The following is a 13462-nucleotide window of genomic DNA, read 5'->3' as shown; positions in this document are numbered from 1 at the left end:
CTAAGATACAATATTCCCTCGGTGAATTATTCGCAAATCAATTCGTTATCCATGAGGTAATAGGTAACCGGTCCTCTTATGTCGTTCATAATTCTTTTACTGATTTTTTTGATCGTAAGAGTTGTATTTCCGTGGATGCGGCCACTTATAGAAATTTCTCCATCTCCTTTAGTACGAAGATAAGAAAGATATTTTTTTCGGTCGCTTTGAAGCTGCCTAAGTGTTTCTTTAACTTCTTGGAACTGTCTTGTTATTTTTCTGTAATCAAATTCCTGCTGTTCAGTTAACTTTTCACTTCCGGCATAAACAGCAATTTTATGCTTAAATTCAACCAGTTGCTCGTTGATTTCTTCAATAGACTTATTGATTGCATCAAATTTTTCCTTTAATTCTTTTCTGTTAAATCCCTGTACAGTAATATTGGTTGGAGTTTCGGCGAGATTTCCTACTTCATGGGCAATTACTTTAATTTCTGCGTCTATATTTCCACCTATGATTCGACTGTGAGCTGATTCAAAAATAACTTGTTTTGCCTTAATATTACAATTGATAGCATAAAATCCAATATGTACTGTTTCTTCGCATTCAATAGTACATTCAGAAGCAAATTTGGTATATAAATCTTGTTTACAATAAAGACGAGCTTTATTTTTTCCGGCAATTCCACCACGGATATAGATACAGCCGTCTCTGCTGTAAATTTTATCTACGCTTCCAACGCCCATTGCACCCAATACTTGAATATCATTTTTGGCTTCTACTGAAAAATTGTCATCAATAGAACCTCTGATGTTTACAAAACCATCAAAATTAATATTGCCTGTATCAAAGGATACATTTCCTTCAATTTCGAGACAATCATATACGTATATGACATCCTGACGATAAAATACAGCTCCTGTTTTTTTGGCTATTAAAGTTGTAATACCTTTTTCGGGATCATATACTTCTTCAACAGACTGTTTATCGTATAACAGAGGAAATTGCTTACCTGGTTTTGCAGGAATGATTTCTCCCAGAATAGATTTTCCAGGCTCTCCAGGAGTTGCATCAATTCGTTCTCCAAGCCAGTCCCCTTTGTTTACTTTATTGATTAAGTTTAGTTCATAATGATTTACTGTACCATCTTCTGTAATTTCTGGCTTGGGTTCTTTGATTTCATACATCCTTATTTTAGAATTTTCGCCATTAACAGGAAGCTTGCCCTCAGCAATGAGTATTTTTACTTTCGGTTTTAAATCCATTATTAAAACATCTTGCTTGATACCATATACGATCCCTTTTTTCTGTAAGGCTTCAGAAATTTCTGATATGATTTGCTTCAGTCCTGCCCCTACCAATTCAGATTCTTTTACATAAAGGGTAATGTATCCTTTTAAATGGTCGCTGCTGATTTCAACTTCTACCCGATCCCGTACATCTCCAAATTTAATTAAATATTGCGGTGCATTCGTAATGGCCTTTTTTAAGGCTAAAAAATTGGTAATTTTCACTTGAGGAAAATCCATCAATACCTGATTGAATTCGTCCAATGTGTAACCCTGCCTAAAGGATTCAATATAGAAGCCATCGTCTTTTCGGATCAGTTGAATATATGAATTAGAATATAAAATTTCATAAATCATTAGTATCACCCTCAGCGATATGTTATTTTCCTTTATTATACTCTAAAATGAATAATAAATAAATATCGAAAAGTGTGAATTGTGGATATTTTAAATGCATAATGTAAGAATATTGCAAATATAATTATGAAAGATATTTATGGGAGTATGTACATATATTAGTATAAAAAGCACCAAAAAAGCATTAGAGGAGAGATAAAAATCTATGAATACGTCAGAAAAAATTAAAGTTTTTGTAACTCTTACAGCCATGGTGATATTTTTATCCGGCTGTTTGAATACTATGGCCGTTCAAGAAGAAATTCCAAAGGCAACAGATGGGACTAATTTACTAGATCAAAAAAACCATGAAACAGCATCGGATAAGACTGAAACAGACCTTTATAAAGTAGATACCAGTATTCCTGTTTCAAGAGCGTTAGCAGCTAAAATGATCGCTTTAACCTATAATGATTATGCAGATATTAAGACCATGGACAGGGAAATACAATATGAAGATGTAACCCCGAGCGATTGGTATGATATATATGTTAATGCAGTAACAGTTCAAGGATTCATGAATGGCAGCGGAAAGATGTTTAATCCATTAGAACCATTAACCTATGCCAATGCTCAAACCTTGCTGGAAAGAATTTCAAAAGGCAAGTTTAAGGTCAAGATGAATTTAAGCAAGGAATTACAAAAAAGTTATATCACTTACAATGACTGGGTAAATATTTATATGCGCCTTTTAAGCAAATTAAGCGGAGAAAAAAGTTTAGAAGAGGCATATGGAATCAGAGAAAGAGAATTTGTATTGGTGGCCACCCCTGCTAACAGTACAGAGCTGGATGCATGGGAAATGGGCACGGATAAAGGCATATACGGATTTGCAGGACTTCCTATGGATGCCTATATCGACAAGCAAATAAGAGTGTTGATAAAAGACAATGAAGTTTTTGCATTTTTACGGGTTGAAGATGAAAATCCTGTAATTACGAATACATATATCGCAGATACATCAAAAGACGAAATCACTATTTTTGTTGGAGGGGTACATCGAACCTATAAAACTTTTAAAGATTACAGTGGGGAAAAAGGAAAGATTGGAGATATACAGGTTCAAGGGGGAACATTGCTTGATCTACAAACCTGTGAAGAAACTGTTATGGGAAGAATCCTTTTAGTAGATTCAAAAAAAATAGAATTAGAGGGGATAGGAAACATAGAGCTCTCCAATGATTATAAATTATACAGCATTGCAGGAGAAAAGCCCCAGTGGTGCAGTTTGAGTAATTTGACTATAGGAGAAGATCTTGGACGATTTATCTTAAAGAATAATAAAATATGTGCCGCAATCATCGAGAAAAAACCGGTTCCTAATAAAATCAGAGTAGCCCTTCATAAAACAGGGTTTACAGGACTAGTTCATCAAGAAGTGAGCGTTACAAGTGATGAGAGTTTTATCGTTAAAATAGGCGATGAAGAGCAGATTTACAAAAGCGGGGAAAGTTTCAATATTAAGCAGGTAGCAGAAAAATTATCGGACAAAACGCCCAGAGTAAATATAAGGACTCAATCAGGCAATGGAAAATTAAAGATCTTGTCCATCCAGAGAAACGGCCAACATCCTAAATACCGAGGCACTTTAGACATTGTTAAACTAGATCAGGGTTACAGCATTGTAAACGAATTACCTGTTGAAGAATATCTGTATGCTGTAATTCCCAGTGAAATGCCAACGTCTCATGGATTGGAGGCAGCAAAAGTACAAGCGGTGACGGCGAGAAGTTATGCTTATGTCCAGTTTTATTCCAATCGGTTTCATTCCTATGGAGGCAATGTAGACGATTCTGTTCAGTGCCAGGTATATAATAACACGCCTGAAACCGACATTTCCATACAGGCAGTTAAGGCCACACAAAATGAAGGGATCAAATATAATGGAAGTGTGATCAGTGCCAACTTTTTCTCAACATCTTCCGGATATACCGCCAATTCAGGGGAAGTATGGGCAGATTATAACGATAAATCTTTTCCCAGTTATACACCACCTTATATGATATCCAAAAAGCAATTTGAAGGCGAAAGTTTCGGAGATCTCACGAAAGAAGAGAATGCTAAAAGATTTTTTAAAGCAAGCAATATAGATGGTTATGATAAGGAATTTGGCTGGTTCAGGTGGAATGTTACGATGAGCCTGGAAGAACTTAGTGCTTCAATAAATGCCCATTTAAAGCAGCGTTATGAAGCCAATCCAAAGCTTATTAAAGTATTGGATGAAAATAATATTTTTAGAAGCCGTCCTGTAGAAAATATCGGGAACCTAAAGAAGATTGACATTGTAAAGAGGGGACAGGGAGGCAATATTATGGAAATGGTATTAGTGGGGTCTAAGGCAACCATAAAAGTTTTGACGGAATACAATATTCGTTTTCTTCTGCAGCCAAAGCAGTATATTGAAGGGAAAGACCCCATTATTATCAACTTATCCAATGGAAGTACAGTGAAAGATTACAGTATTATGCCCAGTGCTTTTTTCGTAATCGAACCCAATAGCAAAGACGGAAAGCTCATAGGATATACTTTCTATGGAGGAGGAAATGGCCATGGAGCAGGGATGAGTCAGAATGGTGTAAAAGGGATGGTGGATAAGGGATATAACTATAAACAGATTCTTCAGCATTATTATCCTGGAACGGAAATTACAAAAATTTATTAAATGTCATATGGATTATTTATATGGGCGGGCATTGTCCGCCCTGATTCATTATAGCTATTTATTGTAGTGTTTATTTATGTATACATTTACATTGACAAGGGCTTTAAAAATGCAGTACAATAAAACCGTTCAAATGATGAACAAGGAGCGTTATAAATGGAAAAAGAACTAGAAATACTAACTCATATTCAGGAAAATGAGCATATTACCCAGAGAGAAATTGCAGAAAAAACTGGTCTTTCTTTGGGTGCTGTTAACTTGCTGTTAAAGAAGATGATCAAGACAGGGCTTATAAAGATTGAAAAGTTAAATGCCAGAACTTTAAAGTACATACTGACGCCTGAAGGCTTAAAGGAAAAAACAGCGAAAACCTATCACTACATAGTCAGAACCTATGAAACCATTACCCGTATACAGGCAGTATCCAAAGTCATTTTGGAAAAGCAGAAGAATAAAGGAATAAAGACCATATATCTTTACGGAAATCAAGATGAAGTATATAATGTTCTTCGGATTACTATGAGTGATGTTGTAGGAAACCTGGATATGCACTATGAGTTAATCAATAATATAGATTATATTAAGGAAACAAAGGATTTTATTGTACTCATTTGGAATGAGGAAAGTGAAGTCATTCTAAAAGAAAATCAGATCCCTTATATTAATATTTTGTGTAATTTATGATAGTTTGATTAAAAAAAGATAATTATTGAGAGTGATAAAATTGAAAAGACAAATAGCTCTAGCAAAACCTGATATTACAGATAAAGAAATTGAATATGTGAATCAAGTGCTCCGTTCAGGAATTTTAAGCATTGGACCGAAAATAGAAGAATTTGAGTCAATGATCGCTGGTTATGTGGGTGTCAAGCATGCTGTTGCGGTGAACAGCGGAACCAGTGCACTTCATCTTATTATTAAATCATTAGGAATAAAAGAAGGGGACGAAGTCATCACTACCCCTTTTAGTTTTGTGGCTTCGGCTAACTGTGCTTTATTTGAAAAAGCAGTGCCTGTATTTGTTGATATTGATGAAAAAACCCTCAATATTGATATAGATCAGATAGAAGAAAAAATTACTGATCAAACGAAAGCCATTTTGGTGGTTGATGTTTTTGGCCAACCTTTGAATATAAGTAGGGTAAAAGAAATTGCCAATAAACACAATCTTTATGTGATAGAAGATTCCTGTGAAGCCCTTGGAAGTATTTATCAAAACACTAAAGCCGGAAGCAGTGCGGATGCTGCTGCTTTTGCATTTTATCCCAATAAGCAAATCACAACTGCAGAAGGAGGCATGATTGTCACCAATAATGATAAAGTAGCCGAATTATGCAGGAGCATGAGAAGCCAGGGAAGAGCGATTACAGGCCTATGGCTCTATCATGAACGATTAGGATTCAATTATCGTCTAAGCGAACTACATGCTGCTTTAGGCATTGCCCAAATGGAAAGAATTGACGAAATCATAGAAAAAAGAAATACAGCAGCCAGCTACTATACAGAAAGATTAAAAGAGATTCCATGGGTTAGGGCACCTTTCATTGATCCTGATGTAAGCCGAATGAGTTGGTTTGTATACGTTATCCGTGTTCCTGAAGAAATCAGGAATGATTTAATAGATTATTTAAAGGAAAATGGAATAAGCTCAAAACCCTATTTTACACCTATTCATCTTCAACCTTTCTATAAAGAAGAATTCGGGTATAAACCAGGAGACTTTCCTGTAACGGAAAAAGCAGGCAATGAGTGTATTGCAATTCCCTTTTATACTAATTTGACAAGGGAAGAAATTGACTACGTTGTAGATACCATAAAGAGCTTTAAATAAGAATGGATACTAGATATGAAATTTGAGGTGTACTTATGAGAGAAATCCAAATAATGATCAAACATGGACTGGATAAACTAATTGCTTTTATTTTACTCATTGCAGTAAGTCCCGTATTCTTAATTATTGCTTTAGGTATTAAACTAACCTCAAAGGGGCCAATTTTCTTTATACAAGACCGTGTAGGGAAAGATGGGAAAGATTTTAAGATTTACAAATTCAGAACTATGGTGCAAAATGCAGAGCATATAGGAAGCGGTATTTATACAGAAGAAAATGATCCCAGAATCACTAAAATAGGAAGATTTTTAAGAAAGACCAGTCTGGATGAGCTTCCCCAATTAATTAATATTTTAAAAGGGGATATGAGTATTATAGGACCAAGACCTACCTTAAGATACCAAGTGGACAAGTATAATGAGTACCAAATGGGGCGGCTTAAAATGCGGCCTGGAGTCACGGGACTTGCCCAGGTTAACGGTAGAAATTCCCTGCCCTGGTCAAAGAGAATAGAGTATGATATAGAATATGTTAATAACTATTCTTTATGGTTAGATTTGAAGATTATGATTAAAACCGTTAAAGTGGTATTAACGGCAGAAGGAGTTTACGGGGAAAGAGATGAAATGATGTGAAAAAGCTGGTAATTGTCGGTGCCGGAGGACTGGGAAAAGAGGTAGCACGTTATATAAAGGATATCAATCAGATCCATCCTACTTATCAACTCATAGGATTTGTTGACAGTGATCCTGAAAAAAAAGGCATAGAATATTTTGGGGTACCTGTTCTGGGAGACTTTGATGATTTGAGTTCTTTATCAGAACCCGATGAAAAGTTATACGGATTTTGTGCTGTTGCCAAACCCAGTGTTAAAAGACGTTTAGCACTTAAGATGGAAGAATACCATATTGAGCCAATCAATATTATTCATCCTATGGCATATATTTCTCCGGAGGTTCAAATAGGAGAAGGGGTTTTAATCAGTCCTTATTGTGTTCTTACAACCAATATTACTATTGGGAATTATGTTCATATCAATCCTCAATGTGGAATAGGCCATGATACATCAATAGGCGATTATTCTACCCTTTATTGGAATGTAAATGTCTCCGGAAATGTTATCATAGAAGAACAGGTAGAAATAGGAAGTAAAGCTTTTATTAAACAAGGTTTAACCATACAAAAGGATTCTGTAATTGGTGCAGGGGCTGTGGTAATTCATTCTGTTGAAAGTGGAGTGACTGCTGTAGGTGTGCCTGCCAGAAAGATTTCATCATAAGAGAGGTTTACCTATGAGACTTAGAAAAATCATTTGGATATTAACAATTTTGTGGATGGCAGTTATATTTCTTTTGTCGTCACGACCTGGAGATTTGTCTCGCAAAGACTCTGCGTGGCTGTTGGATAAAACTAAAATTATTTCTCAGGAAGAAGCAATGGATACAGATAATATAGAGGCAATGAGTTTGCAAATGTGGATTCGAAAGATGGCTCATGTCATTATTTTTGGAGGTTTATGCATGCTATTCTATGCTTCTTTTTATGGATATGTCGGTAAGGCAATTAAGACAGGAATATGGTCCTGGATTGCAACAGTCATCTATGGTATTACTGATGAAATCCATCAATTATTTGTTCCGGGCAGAGGCTCTCAGATCCAAGATGTGATCAGAGATGGAAAGGGAGCTCTCATTGGATGTCTGATTATGGTTATTATTTTTCTTCTGATAGAAAAGGTGCCATCTATAAATAAGTTCATCAACAGAATTTACAATTTAAATGTAGAGATAAGTTAAGAAGTATAAAATATAACGTAGGGTACAGCAACCCTACGTTTTGCTATAAAATAAAATGCTTGAGTTGCTAAAGAACCTTTCATAATTTCACTCGTACAGAGTGATTTGTTTTCTGTAATCCTATCATACTTTAAAATGCAGAGGTAGATATGAAAAGAAAATGATTATTCCCATATTTGTATCCCATCAAGGGTGTCCTAATGACTGCGTATTTTGTAATCAAAAAAGAATAACCGGTGTAAAAGATGTATTTGATGAAAGGCAAATACGACACCATATCGAAAGCTATTTAGAAGGTTTTAAGGGAGATAAGACTGTTGAAATAGCATTTTTCGGAGGAAGTTTTACAGGAATTCATCCTGAAATTCAAAAGCAGTATTTGAAATTGGCCACAGAATATATAAGGAAATACCAACTGGATGGCATAAGGCTATCTACTCGGCCGGATTATATTGATGAACACATTCTGAAGCTTTTATCCTATTATCCAGTAAAAGCAATAGAACTGGGCGTTCAGTCCCTTGATCCGGAAGTATTGGAGGCCAGTCAGAGAAATCACACAGCGGAAGATGTATATAAAGCTGTCCATTATATAAAGAATACTTCCATAGAATTGGGTCTTCAAATGATGATTGGTTTGCCAAAAGATACGCTGATAAAGAGCTTGCAAACCGCTAAAAAAATTATAGCTTTAAAGCCTCATACCACCAGGATTTACCCTACAATCATTATGAAAGATACAGAACTGGAAAACATGTATCATCAGGGAACTTATGAACCCTTAAGTTTAGATGAGGGAATAGAATGGACAAGCCAAATTCTCCCTTTGTTTTATGAAGCGGGAATTACCGTACTTCGTGTAGGGCTTCAGGCTTCGGAAGAAGTGGATCTCGGAAAAGGAATTGTGGCAGGACCTTATCATCCAGCATTTAGACAATTGGTAGAAGAAAAGATGCTGCATGAATTTATTTTAAAGGTATATGAGGATAATGGAGAAAAACCGCTCGTTGTTTATGCTAATCAGAGAATATATCAAAGTTTGATCGGGCATAAGAGAAAATATCTGAATGATATAAAAAAACAAGGGTTACCCATTCAATTTAAACGAGCAAACGGGGAAAGATGTTCTCTACTGTTGGAAAGCGAGGGAAGAAAGCTAAATGATATTCCTATCCCCAAATACTTACGATCATTTGAAAAGCATTCTTCGTCAGAATGATGAAGTAATAGAAATTCACTCTTTGGGCACTGTCTATGAAAGCATTAATCATCATCCTGATATCTTCCTTTTTTGTGGAGATGAAAAAATATATATATCAGCTGAGCAGTACCAATGTATAAAAGATCATATTAGTTCTTCTTTGCCCATAGAAGTTTTGGAAAATCAGCTGGGGCATCGATATCCTTATACTGTCAGTTTTAACGGAGTAATGTTGGGCAAATATTTTATTCATAATTTGAATTATACCGCATCAGCTATTTTGGAAGATATGAAAAAAAAGAAGAAAATTTTAATTCATGTCAGGCAAGGTTATACCCGATGTTCAGCCCTTCCCATCGATGATTCAAGTCTTATTACATCGGATGCAGGGATTGCTAAAGCAGTTGTTCCCCACGGTATAGATGTATGTTTGATTCGACCGGGTTTTGTTTCATTACCCGGCCAATTATATGGTTTTATTGGTGGTACTGCAGGAAGAGTAAAGGATACCATCTACTTTATCGGGGACATTTCAAAACATCCTGATTATGAAAAAATAAAAAGTTTTATTTATGCTAAAGGATTGCATATTGCATATGTTCCCGATCGTCCTTTGATGGATGTGGGTTCTATTTTAACTTTTTCTCAAGCAAATAAGAGCTGAACCGTGTTTTGAGGTTCAGCTCTTATTCTGTATTAAAGCTTAATGTCGATGTTTCCGCCGATATGGGGATTAACAGACTGCTCCATTACTGGTGCACTGGTTTGGAGCATTTGAACCATTTGCTGAGATTGTGCCGTTATTTGATCTTTTGCGAGATTCATAACCGCCACTGAAACCTTTAATCCTAATTGCTGCATTGCCATGTTAGAGGATAATGCTGCGATATCCATAAGCTGCCTCCTTTATAATGAGTTATGAATGCAGTAAATCCAAAGGAAAGCATTCTATAATGAATATCGACATTTTATGATAGGTTATCTATAAGAAAAATTCTAAGATTATAGAATCATAATATATTTAATTGATTTTCTCACGTTAAAGTAGTAAAATATAATTCAAATATTTTTGAAATTATAACATTATCCTATTCAAATAAATGAAATATAAAGGAGAGCGTAAAATGATATCCAATAAAATGAAAACTTTAGTAGCAAACAGCTCTGTTATTCGGGCAATGTTTGAAGAAGGAAAGCGATTAGCAAAGATTCATGGAGAAGAAAATGTATTTGACTTTAGCTTGGGCAATCCTAATGTAGAACCACCGGAGCACATTAAAGCATCCATCCTGAAAATATTAAATGAAGAATCTCCAAATTTAGTACACGGTTATATGAACAATTCCGGATACGAAGATGTGAGAAGTAAGATTGCTGAGTTTATTAACAAAAAACATGGTTTAGATTTGTCCTATGAGAGCATTGTTATGACCTGTGGTGCAGCAGGGGGACTGAATATTCTTTTAAAAGTTCTTTTAAATCCTGGAGAAGAAGTCATCGTTTTTGCACCTTTCTTTGGGGAATATAACAACTATGTTAATAATTTTGACGGAAAGCTTGTTACTGTTCCACCGGATATTGATACCTTTGAACCAAACATAGAAGAATTAAAGAAAAAAATAACCAGCAAGACAAAAGCAGTAATCATCAATTCTCCTAATAATCCAACAGGTGTTGTATACTCAGAGAAAGCGATTAAAGAACTGGCAAAAACTTTATCAGAAAAAGAAGAAGAGTTAGGAATCAGTATATATCTGATCTCAGATGAGCCTTACAGAGAAATCGTATACGATGGCGTAGAAGTGCCGTATATTTTAAAATACTATAAAAATGCATTTATTGGTTATTCTTATAGTAAATCTCTGTCTCTTCCGGGAGAGAGAATAGGGTATATTGTGGCGAATCCTAAGATGGATGATTTTGAAGATATAATGGCTGCACTCAATGTTGCCAACAGAATTTTAGGCTTTGTCAATGCCCCATCTCTGTTCCAAAGAGTCATTGCTGACTGCCTTGATGCTGAAGTAGATGTAAATATATACAAACGTAACAGAGACTTACTGTATAATCATTTAATTGAGATCGGCTTTAAGTGTATTAAACCGGAAGGAGCTTTCTATTTGTTTCCCAGAACGCCTATTGAGGATGATAAGAAGTTCTGTGAAGATGCAAAGCAATTCAATTTACTATTAGTCCCTGGTTCAACTTTTGGCTGCCCTGGGCATATTCGATTGTCTTATTGCATTTCTTATGAGAAAATCAAAAATTCCTTACCTGCTTTTAGTAAGCTGGCGAAATTGTATAATATGAAATAATAAATGGTTTGATCGTGTAGTGATCCATTAATAAAGATCAATATTCCAGGAATTAAAGAAAAACCTGCCTGACCGATTTTCCCGGTCAGGCAGGTTTTTTACACTCGGTTTCTATTTATGCCGTTTAAGAAGGCGCGAATATTCTCTGCAACTTCATGAACGAGTCGACGTCTTGCTTCTATACTTGCCCAGGCAATATGGGGCGTAATGAGTAGTCTGTCTTTATTTTGAATTTTTAGGAGAGGGTTATTCTCTTCCATAGGTTCATGTTCCAGCACATCCAGGGCAGCACCAGCAATAAGTTGAGCATCTAATGCCCTGGCAAGGTCTTCTTCATTTACGATACTGCCACGGCCTAGATTTAATAAAATGGCGCTTGCTTTCATTTTGGACAATTTTTCATAAGTAATCAGATTTTTAGTGTTTTCATTTAAAGGCGCATGGATAGAAACAATATCTGAGTTACTCAGTAAGGTATCCAAGTCTACCTGTTTGTAATTTGGGTTAGTATTTTTGCCTGATGTAGAGTAATAGATTACATTACAGCCAAAAGCATCGGCTAATTGGGCTACTTTTTGACCAATAGCACCTAAGCCGATAATACCCCAGGTTTTTCCTTCTAGTTCATGAAAAGGTTTGTCCAGATGGGTGAAAATATCACTTTTGCAGTAGTCTCCGGATTTTACATACTGATCGTAATAAGGTAAATGTTCCATAAGGTAAAAGGCCATTGCAAAGGTATGTTGAGCAACGGTGTTTGTAGAATATCCGGCAACATTGGTAACGGCAATACCATGTTCTCTGGTATAATTTAAATCTACATTATTTGTACCAGTAGCAGTAATGCAGATTAATTTAAGATTTTTGGCAGCAGGCAGATTTTCTGAATGAAGTCGTACTTTATTTGTTATAATAATATCCTGGTCTGCAATTCTGTCTACAACTTCATGAGGTGCAGTTGTGTCATATACAGTGAGGGTTCCAAACTCTTTAAACAGGGATAAATCAATATCGTTTCCCAGCGTTTTAGAATCTAAAATACATATTTTACTCATAAGTGCCTCCCGTGCAAATGGTTTAATTGGATCATAAAATATTATAGATTCATATTATAACATTTTTTGGTCAATATCAAGAAAGTCCTACATAAGCTAAAGGTTTATGTAGGACTTTTATACAGAGATATATAGTTAAATTGTAAATTTAACAATGAGGTCGGGATCCAGAATTCTGAAAGTAAAAGATTCGGTTATAAAGAGCTGAACTCTTTTTTCATCAGCGGTTTCGTAACCGATGGAAAAATCCCTTCCTATGGTCATTTCTAAATCTTCATGGTCATAAGGTACTAAAAGGGCTCCATCCGCGACTTCACTATATACAATGTCGCCTCCCAGTAATTCAGTGATGCGTTTATTTAAGGAATCCCCTTGTATTTCTCTTTGAATTCTCTTTAAAGCTTCTTTCCCAACGACCAGGGTATAAGGTTTTTTGGTAAAAGAACGTTTTAAAAGCAACATTCCTTCGGTAATGGCATCCATAATTTCCGAACCATTGTTTCCAAAAGGAAGAGGTTTATGAGACGAGGCATTTTGCAAACCCTGAATATTGGCCGAAGCATGACCGTTGTATAATACATTTTCTTCGAATAGTGCAGATTTTCTGGCTGCTTCTTCAAGAGGAGACAAATCGATGTCTTTTGCTCCCCGGATGAGATTATCCATTTCCCATCTGCTCAGTTCAAAATTAATTCTTGTTTCGATGAGAGGTTTAGCTTCATAGATTCCTGTATAAACTTCTCCATCTTTTCCTTCTATATTGGTTAAACGTCCTTCAGCAAGAACGGTGTAATTCCAGCCTAAAGGGCCTTCTACATGGATGAATTTTCTGGCAGACAGATAGGATTCAAAGACTTCTTGAGCTCTTGTTTCTATTTCTTTCCAAGCTTCGTCCGTCAGGGGAGCTAAACTTCTCTTTAGAATATCCATAGGGACAA

13 protein-coding genes are annotated in these 13462 nt (G+C 35.7%); 9 read left to right on the top strand and 4 right to left on the bottom strand.

All coding sequences use genetic code 11. The features are described 5' to 3' along the window. Positions 1-26: 26 nt before the first annotated feature. Complete coding sequence (locus JOD07_RS07770; protein ID WP_158740336.1) at positions 27-1625, bottom strand: FapA family protein; 1599 nt, start codon at positions 1623-1625, stop codon at positions 27-29. 205 nt (positions 1626-1830) lie between these two features. Between JOD07_RS07770 and JOD07_RS07765 the strand changes: the two genes are divergently transcribed. The 8 genes from JOD07_RS07765 (at position 1831) to JOD07_RS07730 (ending at position 9818) form a co-directional block, all read left to right on the top strand. Then, on the top strand, positions 1831-4326 hold the full coding sequence (locus tag JOD07_RS07765) for a SpoIID/LytB domain-containing protein (RefSeq protein WP_204613264.1): 2496 nt from the start codon (positions 1831-1833) through the stop codon (positions 4324-4326). Between the two features lie 156 nt (positions 4327-4482). Next, on the top strand, positions 4483-5010 hold the full coding sequence (locus JOD07_RS07760; RefSeq protein ID WP_158740338.1) for a winged helix-turn-helix transcriptional regulator: 528 nt from the start codon (positions 4483-4485) through the stop codon (positions 5008-5010). Positions 5011-5050: 40 nt separating this feature from the next. Beyond that, on the top strand, positions 5051-6157 hold the full coding sequence (locus JOD07_RS07755; RefSeq protein WP_158740339.1) for a DegT/DnrJ/EryC1/StrS family aminotransferase: 1107 nt from the start codon (positions 5051-5053) through the stop codon (positions 6155-6157). A gap of 35 nt (positions 6158-6192) precedes the next feature. After that, on the top strand, positions 6193-6792 hold the full coding sequence (locus JOD07_RS07750) for a sugar transferase (RefSeq protein WP_158740340.1): 600 nt from the start codon (positions 6193-6195) through the stop codon (positions 6790-6792). Further along, positions 6789-7436 carry an acetyltransferase gene (locus JOD07_RS07745; protein ID WP_204613263.1) on the top strand — a complete coding sequence of 216 codons (648 nt, stop codon included), beginning with the start codon at positions 6789-6791 and terminating at the stop codon, positions 7434-7436. The genes JOD07_RS07750 and JOD07_RS07745 overlap by 4 nt, the downstream gene beginning before the upstream one ends. A gap of 13 nt (positions 7437-7449) precedes the next feature. After that, positions 7450-7953, top strand: a complete 504-nt coding sequence (locus JOD07_RS07740; protein WP_204613262.1) for a VanZ family protein — start codon at positions 7450-7452, stop codon at positions 7951-7953. Positions 7954-8113: 160 nt separating this feature from the next. Next, on the top strand, positions 8114-9172 hold the full coding sequence (locus JOD07_RS07735) for an elongator complex protein 3 (RefSeq protein ID WP_204613261.1): 1059 nt from the start codon (positions 8114-8116) through the stop codon (positions 9170-9172). Further along, positions 9147-9818, top strand: coding sequence for a DUF6873 family GME fold protein (locus JOD07_RS07730; protein ID WP_204613253.1), 672 nt, complete (start codon positions 9147-9149; stop codon positions 9816-9818). Before JOD07_RS07735 ends, JOD07_RS07730 begins: the two co-directional genes overlap by 26 nt. 32 nt (positions 9819-9850) lie before the next feature. Here the strand turns inward: JOD07_RS07730 and JOD07_RS07725 are convergent, their stop codons facing one another. Next, positions 9851-10048 carry a YjfB family protein gene (locus tag JOD07_RS07725; protein WP_158740345.1) on the bottom strand — a complete coding sequence of 66 codons (198 nt, stop codon included), beginning with the start codon at positions 10046-10048 and terminating at the stop codon, positions 9851-9853. Positions 10049-10278: 230 nt separating this feature from the next. Here JOD07_RS07725 and JOD07_RS07720 point away from each other — a divergent pair, with 230 nt between their 5' ends. Continuing rightward, on the top strand, positions 10279-11469 hold the full coding sequence (locus tag JOD07_RS07720; protein WP_158740346.1) for a pyridoxal phosphate-dependent aminotransferase: 1191 nt from the start codon (positions 10279-10281) through the stop codon (positions 11467-11469). Positions 11470-11567: 98 nt separating this feature from the next. Here the strand turns inward: JOD07_RS07720 and JOD07_RS07715 are convergent, their stop codons facing one another. Beyond that, entirely contained in the window at positions 11568-12524 is a 957-nt protein-coding gene (locus tag JOD07_RS07715; RefSeq protein ID WP_158740347.1) for a D-2-hydroxyacid dehydrogenase, read from the bottom strand. A 135-nt stretch (positions 12525-12659) separates the two neighbouring features. After that, a complete protein-coding gene (locus JOD07_RS07710; protein WP_158740348.1) occupies positions 12660-13454 on the bottom strand; it encodes a family 1 encapsulin nanocompartment shell protein in 795 nt (264 codons plus the stop codon). Positions 13455-13462 lie beyond the last annotated feature (8 nt).

Origin of the sequence: Defluviitalea raffinosedens (assembly GCF_016908775.1) — a bacterium.
GTDB classification, from domain to species: Bacteria; Bacillota; Clostridia; order Lachnospirales; family Defluviitaleaceae; genus Defluviitalea; species Defluviitalea raffinosedens.
The sequence above is the reverse complement of the archived record's forward strand: the minus strand, read 5'-3'. Positions and strand labels throughout refer to the sequence as shown.